At 55.9% G+C, this 8,957-nt stretch carries 7 protein-coding genes; 4 read left to right on the top strand and 3 right to left on the bottom strand.

What is annotated here, in order from left to right:
• The coding region (locus tag EPE01S_RS15315; protein WP_157076022.1) for an autotransporter outer membrane beta-barrel domain-containing protein at nt 1-1,210 on the top strand (1,210 nt) is incomplete at its 5' end.
• A gap of 7 nt (nt 1,211-1,217) precedes the next feature.
• A complete protein-coding gene (locus tag EPE01S_RS15310) occupies nt 1,218-2,045 on the top strand; it encodes an alpha/beta fold hydrolase (protein ID WP_062746727.1) in 828 nt (275 codons plus the stop codon).
• Nucleotides 2,046-2,103: 58 nt separating this feature from the next.
• Here the strand turns inward: EPE01S_RS15310 and clpA are convergent, their stop codons facing one another.
• Together clpA and clpS are read right to left on the bottom strand one after the other, a co-directional pair.
• On the bottom strand, nt 2,104-4,380 hold the full coding sequence (gene clpA, locus EPE01S_RS15305) for an ATP-dependent Clp protease ATP-binding subunit ClpA (RefSeq protein ID WP_062746752.1): 2,277 nt from the start codon (nt 4,378-4,380) through the stop codon (nt 2,104-2,106).
• Nucleotides 4,381-4,408: 28 nt separating this feature from the next.
• Complete coding sequence (clpS, locus tag EPE01S_RS15300) at nt 4,409-4,729, bottom strand: ATP-dependent Clp protease adapter ClpS (RefSeq protein ID WP_062746725.1); 321 nt, start codon at nt 4,727-4,729, stop codon at nt 4,409-4,411.
• A 321-nt stretch (nt 4,730-5,050) separates the two neighbouring features.
• Between clpS and cspD the strand changes: the two genes are divergently transcribed.
• Nucleotides 5,051-5,278: a cold shock-like protein CspD gene (gene cspD, locus EPE01S_RS15295; RefSeq protein ID WP_062746723.1), complete on the top strand. Its 228-nt coding sequence runs from the start codon at nt 5,051-5,053 to the stop codon at nt 5,276-5,278.
• A 155-nt stretch (nt 5,279-5,433) separates the two neighbouring features.
• Here the strand turns inward: cspD and EPE01S_RS15290 are convergent, their stop codons facing one another.
• Complete coding sequence (locus tag EPE01S_RS15290) at nt 5,434-7,101, bottom strand: ATP-dependent nuclease (RefSeq protein ID WP_062746720.1); 1,668 nt, start codon at nt 7,099-7,101, stop codon at nt 5,434-5,436.
• Between the two features lie 200 nt (nt 7,102-7,301).
• Here EPE01S_RS15290 and hcp point away from each other — a divergent pair, with 200 nt between their 5' ends.
• On the top strand, nt 7,302-8,954 hold the full coding sequence (hcp, locus tag EPE01S_RS15285) for a hydroxylamine reductase (protein ID WP_062746718.1): 1,653 nt from the start codon (nt 7,302-7,304) through the stop codon (nt 8,952-8,954).
• Nucleotides 8,955-8,957: the final 3 nt, after the last annotated feature.

Here is an 8,957-nt window from a genome sequence, read left to right as displayed (position 1 = left end):
AACACCTCCGGTCACTCCGCCCGTGACGCCTCCGGTCACTCCGCCCGTGACGCCTGCTGATCCTGTTGCAGCCCAGCCGCTGCCGACCACGGGTAACGCGATTTCGTCAATCAATGGCCTTTCAGGTTATAGCGGCTTCTCTGCCGGCCTGCTTGACCTGTTCAACGCCTCAAAAACCATTACGACTCAGGCCGAGGCCAACCGGGTCGGTGAACAGCTGTCCCCTGCTCAGAACAGCATGGCGTCAGCGGCCACCTCGGCCGCCTCAATGGATGCGCTGGGCGTGGTGGGCACGCATCTCGATGGCCTGCGTATCAATCCGGGGGCCAGTGCACGCGGGATTGCCACGGGAGATGACAGTCTGGAGTGGGCGGTATGGGGTAAACCTTTCTACGGTAGCGCGCGACAGGGAATGGTCGATGACGTCAGTGGCTATCGTGCACACTATGCCGGCCTGGTGCTGGGCACAGATCGTCAGTTGCTGGATAGCTGGCGCGCCGGTGCAGCCCTGAGTTACAGTCGTACCTCGGTCAAAGGTGCGGACAACCTGAAGGGAAGTCACAGCGATGTGGACGCGTGGGGCGGGATTCTTTACGCCACCTATAGCGGTGACCCATGGTTTGTTAACCTCAGTACCAGCCTGACACGTCAGACCTATGACAGCCAGCGCGCCGTCGACTTTAGCGGCTTTAACGACAGTGCCAGTGGACACTTCCACGGGCAACAGATCGCCGTGAAGAGTGAAGCTGGTTATCCCTTCCTGCTGAGCGCAAACACGACCTTAACCCCGCTGGCCAGCCTGAGTTACAGCTATCTGCATCAGGATAGCTACCAGGAAAATAGTGGCAGCGGCAGTGCCCTGACGGTTGAGAGTGCACACAGTCAGTCAGTTGAGAGTAGCCTGGGGGCGAAGCTGTCACACAACTGGTCAACGGCTGCAGGCGATCTTTCACCGTTTGTTCAGTTGATGTGGACTCATCAATACGATCGTAGCCGCATGACCACGACATCAGGCTTCAGTGCAGACAGTTTGGGTGAAACCCGCTTTACCTCACAGGGTGCCAGCCCGGCGGCCGACAGCGCGGAAACCAGCGTGGGCGTCGCACTGGCCCATGACGATGATCTGACGCTGGAAGCCCGTTATGATTTGCAGACCGCCCCGCACTTCCAGGGTCAGACCGTCAGCCTGCAACTTCGTAAACTGTTCTGATTAGCCGATGAAACTTACGTTACCTCTGGCATCGGTGTGTTGCAGCCTGCTTCTTGCCGGCTGTACTTCACAGAACAGGTTAGCGACCGCCGATGCCATCGCGCATCAGGCGGGTTTGCAGCCGGGTGAGATCCACGCTGCGCCTTTTGTCCTGCGCTGGTGGGGGCGGATTAGCGATCCCCACCAGCCGGTTCATCTGTATATTGAAGGGGATGGATTTGCCTGGGTGACGCCCGGCCAGCCCTCGCGCGACCCTACCCCGCTGAACCCGGTTGCACTCAAGCTGGCCGCTGTGGATAACGCGGCAAACGTAGCCTACCTGGCACGCCCCTGCCAGTATATCCCCATGACCCGTAACCCTGCCTGTAATCAAAGCTGGTGGACTGACCGCCGTTTTGCTCCAGTGGTGATCGATACAATAAACAACGCCATCAGCCAGATACTGCGCTCGGCCCCCGGACAGTCGCTGGTTTTAGTGGGATATTCCGGCGGGGGGGGCATCGCAGCGCTGGTGGCTGCGCGGCGGAGTGACGTACTGTCGTTGCGCACCGTGGCAGGCAATCTGGATATGGATGAAGTTAACCGGCTTCATCATGTCAGTCCGATGCCGCTGTCGCTGAATGCCAGAGCCGTTGCCACCAGGCTGGCTACCCTGCCGCAGATCCATTACTCAGGCAACGACGATCGGGTTATCCCAGAAAGCGTGACTGAGGGCTACGTCAGTGCCAGCCACTCGACCTGTGTAAAGGGGATCAGCGTGCCGGGCATGACCCACGGAGGGGACTGGGACAGACTCTGGCCCACACTGTTAATGCAGCCGCCAGGCTGCGAATAGATAAAAAAAAGCCTGATGGCTAACCATCAGGCTTTTTTATTAACGCAGGGCGGGCAGATTAGTGCACTGTGCCTTCTGCTTTGCGCTTTTCAGCACTCAGGAAGTGGTAAGTGAGCTGGTTTTTGTCTTTATCCAGCGCTACCGACACTGACCCCCCGTCAACCAGTGAACCAAACAGCAGTTCATTAGCCAGCGGTTTTTTCAGGCTCTCCTGCACGGTACGGGCCATCGGGCGTGCGCCCATTGCCTTGTCGTACCCTTTTTCTGCCAGCCAGTCCCGGGCTTCATCACTGACTTCCAGCGAGACACCTTTTGCATCCAGCTGTGCCTGGAGTTCGACGATAAACTTGTCGACCACCTGGTGGATAACCACCTGATCCAGATGTTTGAACCAGATAATGTTATCCAGACGGTTACGGAATTCTGGTGTAAAGATCTTTTTGATCTCCTCCATGGCATCCGTACTGTTGTCCTGCTGGATCAGGCCGATAGATTTACGCTCCGTTTCCCGAACCCCGGCGTTAGTGGTCATCACGACCACCACATTACGGAAATCCGCTTTACGGCCGTTATTGTCGGTCAGCATACCGTTATCCATGACCTGCAACAGCAGATTGAAGACATCCGGATGTGCTTTTTCGATTTCATCCAGCAGCACGACCGCATGGGGATGTTTAATCACCGCATCGGTTAACAGCCCACCCTGGTCAAAGCCCACGTAACCCGGAGGCGCACCAATCAGGCGGCTAACCGTATGACGTTCCATGTACTCAGACATATCAAAACGTAGCAGCTCGATGCCCAGCGCTTTAGCCAGCTGAACGGTGACCTCGGTTTTACCCACGCCAGTCGGGCCGGCAAACAGGAAGGAACCGACCGGTTTGCGATCCTGTCCCAGGCCTGCACGGCTCATTTTAATGGCTTCAGTCAACACCTCAATGGCATTGTCCTGCCCGAAGACCAGCATCTTCAGACGATCGCCCAGCGTTTTCAGAGAGTCACGGTCAGAAGCCGACACGCTCTTCTCAGGGATCCGCGCAATACGAGCCACCACCGATTCAATGTCGGAAACGTTAACGGTTTTCTTGCGCTTGCTGACCGGCATCAGTCGTGAACGGGCACCGGCTTCGTCTATCACGTCAATAGCCTTGTCAGGAAGATGACGATCGTTGATGTATTTCACCGCCAGTTCCACCGCTGCGCGTACCGCTTTCGCCGTGTAACGGACGTCGTGATGCGCTTCGTACTTCGGTTTCAGGCCGTTAATGATCTGAACCGTTTCCTCTACGGTAGGTTCGGTAATATCAATTTTCTGGAAGCGACGCGCCAGCGCACGATCTTTTTCGAAAATATTACTGAATTCCTGGTAAGTGGTTGATCCCATCACCCGGATCTTGCCACCCGACAGCAGTGGTTTGATCAGATTCGCGGCATCCACCTGGCCACCCGATGCCGCACCTGCACCGATAATGGTATGGATCTCATCGATAAACAGAATGCTGCTGGTGTCCTGCTCAAGCTGTTTCAGCAGGGCTTTGAAGCGTTTTTCAAAATCGCCGCGGTATTTGGTGCCAGCCAGCAGTGAACCGATATCCAGCGAGTAGATGGTGCAGTCCTTCATCACTTCCGGGACATCGCCCTGCACGATACGCCAGGCAAGGCCTTCCGCAATCGCCGTTTTACCAACACCTGACTCCCCCACCAACAGCGGGTTATTTTTGCGACGGCGGCACAGCACCTGAACAGCACGTTCCAGCTCTTTATCACGGCCGATCAGCGGATCGATACCGCCTACGCGGGCAAGCTGGTTAAGGTTGGTGGTGAAGTTTTCCATACGATCCTCCCCGCCTGCCTGCTCTTCATTGACCGGATTTTCCGCACCCGATGCCGGACCCGGTTCATCTTTGCGCGTGCCATGAGAGATATAGTTCACCACATCAAGACGGCTGACTTCATGTTTACGCAGCAGATAAGCCGCCTGCGACTCCTGTTCGCTAAAGATGGCGACCAGTACATTTGCCCCCGCCACTTCGCTGCGGCCGGATGATTGCACGTGGAAGACAGCACGCTGCAGTACGCGCTGGAAACTGAGCGTCGGCTGTGTGTCGCGCTCCTCTTCACTCACCGGTAAGACCGGGGTGGTTTGTTCAATGAAGGCTTCGAGTTCCTGGCGCAAGGCCACGATATCCACCGTACAGGCTTCCAGTGCCTCTCTGGCCGACGGGTTACTGAGTAAAGCCAGTAACAAATGCTCGACGGTCATAAACTCATGTCGGTGCTCGCGCGCTCTGGCGAAAGCCATATTTAAACTGAGTTCCAGTTCTTGATTGAGCATAGGCACCTCCCCCATTAGATCGCCTTATTCAGGCTTTTTCCAGCGTACAAAGCAACGGATGCTCATTTTCCCTGGCATATTTGTTCACGTGAGCGACCTTGGTCTCTGCGACTTCCGCAGTAAATACACCACAAATCGCCTTTCCCTGGTAGTGAACCGCGAGCATCAGTTGCGTTGCACGTTCAACATCATAAGAAAAGAACTTTTGCAGAACGTCAATAACAAATTCCATAGGCGTATAATCGTCATTATTCAGAATAACTTTATACATCGAGGGTGGCTTGAGCTCCTCGCGGACTTTGTCGTCTGCAAGTTTTTCAAAATTCAGCCAATCGTTAGTCTTTCCCATACCTGTCCAGAGTGATCAACATGACTTACTTACGCCACACTACCATTATTCAGGTTAGGAATAACATGAACATAATGTTGTGCAGCGCGATTGAAATGGCGTACTGAAATCATCAATCGCGACCTTCATCACAAAATTTCCAATAGCGTTAACTGCTTCAAATTTTGATGATTTCATCTCCGTTTCCTCCCCTCGTTTGCTTGACCGTTGGAGCTAATTCTCTACAGTACAAGCACAGGCTGGATGCGATTTAACCAGCCATCAGGTCAAAAACCTGAACACCTCACTCAATTTTGAATGTCTTGCGAGGGATGTAGAAGCATGGAGACGGGTACTGTTAAGTGGTTTAATAACGCCAAAGGCTTCGGTTTCATCTGTCCGGTGGGCGGCGGCGAAGATATTTTCGCACACTACTCAACGATTAAGATGGACGGCTACAGAACGCTGAAAGCCGGGCAACAAGTCCAGTTTGATCTGCATCAGGGGCCAAAAGGCAATCATGCCAGCCTCATCGTCCCTGTGGAAGAGGCCATCGCCGTCAGCGCGTAATCCCCTTCCTTCATTCTGTACAACCCTACGATAAAATGCCAGCCAGCGATGCTGGCATTTTTATGCTTACGCCTGACGAATTATCTATATGGGTTGCGATACGCCTTTTTCAAGGCGCATTACCCGGCAACCCTTCAAATGCCTCTGCGCCGCGGCTAATCTGCGTTGCCCCGCGCCAGCCGCTGCACGCGTGAAAACATGCTGCGCAGCAGTTCAGGCACAGAATCCGTTCCCCGTGAGGCGGCCTCTGCTGCCACTGCAATCGCCAGCTCTGGCTTGGACGCATGCTGAATAGCTTTAGCAATAATGCGCCGCAGGTTGAGTGGTGTCCCCGCCGGCAACCCGGACATACGATGATAAACTGCTGCGAATCCCTGCTTGTACAGGAAATGCTCCATATCCAGTGCGGGTAATTGCGTCAGGTAATGATCTTCGTGCCGATCGCCTTGCTGTAACATGCCACGGGCCGTGGCGGCATACTTCCGGCCCGCATCGTCACCATCGGTCAGCACATGCCACGTAATCCCCATTCGCCGGGCAAATTTTAACAGCGGGCGTAAACCGGATTGGGCAAACTCAATCACCTTTATCCCTTCTGCGGCAAAGTGGTAGCCGCACTGCCTGGCCAGCTCGTTCATCACCCAGACTTCCGTCTCGCCTTCCACCAGCAGCCAGCAGCGGGCAAACAGCGAGGACGGGCGGTTAAAACGGATGTGGAAAGCAATACGGCGGCTGTCTTCAGCACTCATGCCTGACGGGCCAATGCGCCACGCAGCCACGCGTCCGGGCTCACGCACCAGACGGCATACCTGTTCTACCGGTACCTGTGACAGCAGTTCGCCAGAGTTGGTGGTCACCATTTTTTGCAGCGGAAGCAGGGACAGCAGCTCCCAGGCAACGGACAGCATGATGGGATGCAGCCGGGTCTCCGGATCTTCCAGCACCAGCAGCGGACGCGCCTGTGCATCCAGCTCCCGGGCATCCCGCGCCTGTACCAGCAGCGCAAACAGCCGCAGCAATATCAGCCGGCGGCTGCGGTCGCCGCCGGCAATCAGATGATTCATCTCACCCAGATGCCGCCAGCCGCTGCCTGACTCACGCTGCAGGTGAGAAACCCGGGTTCCCGGCAGTGAAGCCTGCGGTGACTGAACAGAAAAATAGTGTTCCACCAGTTGCCGGAGTGTGTTGACCCCTTCGCGCAGAGCACTGTCGGACAGATTTTGTGGGCCCGCCCCCCCCTCGCGCAGCAGATCTTCCATTATACTGGTCAGTTCGGCAAACGGCGCGGCGGGCAAGGTCGCTGCCGCGTCATGAGGTTGACGACGACTGAAACGCGCATCACGCAGGCGCAGTACCGGGTGCAGGCGGATAAGCGTTTTGATCGCCGCCAGCGCACGCTCATCCGTAAGCAGCGGCTGGCTGCAGGCATCAACAAACTGGCGGTGGGTGATCACCTCCCCGGCGTCAGGCTGATGTCCCGTCATTTTCAGCGTCAGACGCCGTAATCCGTCTTCACCACACCACCACAGCGGGGCGAAGACCTGATAGTGAAGGGCATCCGCCTCCCCCGCTTCGCGTTCACAGAAGGTAAACACCACCTGCAAATCCCGCTCGCGGCGCGCTGCATCGCCCTGTGCAAAATGAAAATCGTGGGGCCTGAAGGCATAAAGATCGGGCTGAGGTGCCAGCAGGAGAGTCAGCGCATCCAGCAGGCTGGATTTCCCCCAGGCATTTTCCCCGATCAGGACATTGGTTCCCTCCAGTGGCAGCGACAGCTGACTGATGCCACGAAAGCCGGTAACGGCCATATTTTCCAGAATCATCTTCGCCCCTGTTATCCCGGTTTTAATCAGAATGGTTGGCCAGTGGCTGTCGGTCAAGCTGCGGGGAAAAATCGTTTTTCAGGCCGTCCCCTTTGCGCCAGATCAAAGCCAGGTGGGTTAACGGCACAAGCCCCTTGTATCCGCCGCCGGGATCTCTTACATAAGATGCATATTAAATACATCTTATAAAAGGTGAGATCATGTTCTGTATTCAATGTGAGCAAACAATGCGTACACCAGCCGGTGACGGCTGTGCCTACGCGCAGGGGATGTGCGGTAAAACAGCGGAAACCTCTGATTTACAGGATCTGCTGGTCGCAGTCCTTCAGGGGCTTTCAGCCTGGGCGCTGCAGGCACGCAGTCTGGGTATTATCGACCATGAAGTGGACAGCTTTGCCCCGCGCGCGTTTTTTTCCACACTGACGAACGTCAACTTTGATTCACGGCGTATTGTGGATTATGCGGTTGAGGCCATTGCGCTACGCGATCGCCTGCAGCAGCGCTGTGCCGACGCGGGCGGCAGTCGGTTGCTGGATCATCCGCTGGCCTCACTGGCCCTGGCCAGCCACGAGATAGCCGGGTTGCAGCAACAGGCCGCGCAGTTCGCGTTGAATGTTGCCGGCGTCAACGCCGATATTCTCGGGCTGCGCCTGCTTTGTCTCTACGGGCTGAAAGGGGCTGCGGCGTATATGGAACATGCCCACGTCCACGGGCGCTTCGACAACGATATCTATGCTGAATATCATCAGATTATGGCCTGGCTGGGAACGCAGCCATCGGAGATGGCTGATCTGGTCAGCTGTGCCATGCAGATTGGCAAAATGAACTTCACCATCATGGGGATGCTCGATGAAGCGCAAACCACCGCATATGGCGATCCGCAGCCCGTCACCGTCAACGTCCGACCGGTGGCCGGTAAAGCCATTCTGATATCAGGCCACGACCTGAAAGATCTGCAGATCCTGCTGGAGCAGACCGCCGGCCGTGGCATTAACATTTTCACTCACGGCGAAATGCTGCCAGCACACGGTTACCCGGCGTTAAAAAAATATCCGCATCTGGCAGGCAATTACGGTAGCGGCTGGCAGAATCAGCAAGCGGAATTTGCCCGTTTTCCCGGCCCCATCGTGATGACCTCCAACTGTATTATCGATCCGCTGGTGGGCGATTATCAGCATCGTATCTGGACGCGCAGTATTGTCGGCTGGCCTGGCGTAAACCACCTTGAAGAGGATGACTTCTCGGCGGTGATTGACCAGGCAGAATCGATGCCGGGGTTCCCGTGGAGTGAAATTCCCCATGAAATCACCGTCGGTTTCGGCCGAAAAGTGCTGCTGGAGGCCTGCGACAGCGTCATTGACCTGGTCAGCCGTAAAAAGCTGCGCCATGTGTTTCTGGTGGGCGGTTGCGATGGCAGCCGCGACCAGCGCAGCTATTACACTGATATGGCGCTGGCGATCCCGGATGACTGTCTGATCCTGACGCTGGCCTGTGGAAAATACCGCTTTAACAAACTCGATTTTGGTCATATTGAGGGGCTGCCACGTCTGCTGGACGTTGGCCAGTGTAACGACAGTTATGCGGCCATTATGCTGGCGGTAAAACTGGCGGAGAAACTGAACTGCGGTGTGAACGACCTGCCGTTATCACTGTTGCTGTCCTGGTTTGAACAGAAAGCTATCGTGGTACTGCTCACGCTGCTCTCCCTCGGAGTAAAAAATATCCGTACCGGCCCGACGGCACCGGCGTTCCTCACCGACAATCTGATGGCGCTGCTGCAGAAAGAGTTCGGCATGATCCCGGTCAGCAGCGTGGAAAACGATCTGGCTGGCATTCTTGGCCACGCGGAGTAACTG

Source organism: Erwinia persicina NBRC 102418, assembly GCF_001571305.1.
Taxonomy (GTDB): domain Bacteria; phylum Pseudomonadota; class Gammaproteobacteria; order Enterobacterales; family Enterobacteriaceae; genus Erwinia; species Erwinia persicina.
This window is presented reverse-complemented; position numbering and strand designations above follow the sequence as displayed.

What these genes read in the sequence shown, in the direction of transcription:
- hcp (WP_062746718.1), top strand. Translation starts at nt 7,302, where the DNA reads ATGTTCTGTATTCAATGTGAGCAAACAATGCGTACACCAGCCGGTGAC.
- clpS (WP_062746725.1), bottom strand. Translation starts at nt 4,729, where the DNA reads ATGGGAAAGACTAACGATTGGCTGAATTTTGAAAAACTTGCAGACGAC.
- cspD (WP_062746723.1), top strand. Translation starts at nt 5,051, where the DNA reads ATGGAGACGGGTACTGTTAAGTGGTTTAATAACGCCAAAGGCTTCGGT.
- EPE01S_RS15310 (WP_062746727.1), top strand. Translation starts at nt 1,218, where the DNA reads ATGAAACTTACGTTACCTCTGGCATCGGTGTGTTGCAGCCTGCTTCTT.
- clpA (WP_062746752.1), bottom strand. Translation starts at nt 4,380, where the DNA reads ATGCTCAATCAAGAACTGGAACTCAGTTTAAATATGGCTTTCGCCAGA.
- EPE01S_RS15290 (WP_062746720.1), bottom strand. Translation starts at nt 7,101, where the DNA reads ATGATTCTGGAAAATATGGCCGTTACCGGCTTTCGTGGCATCAGTCAG.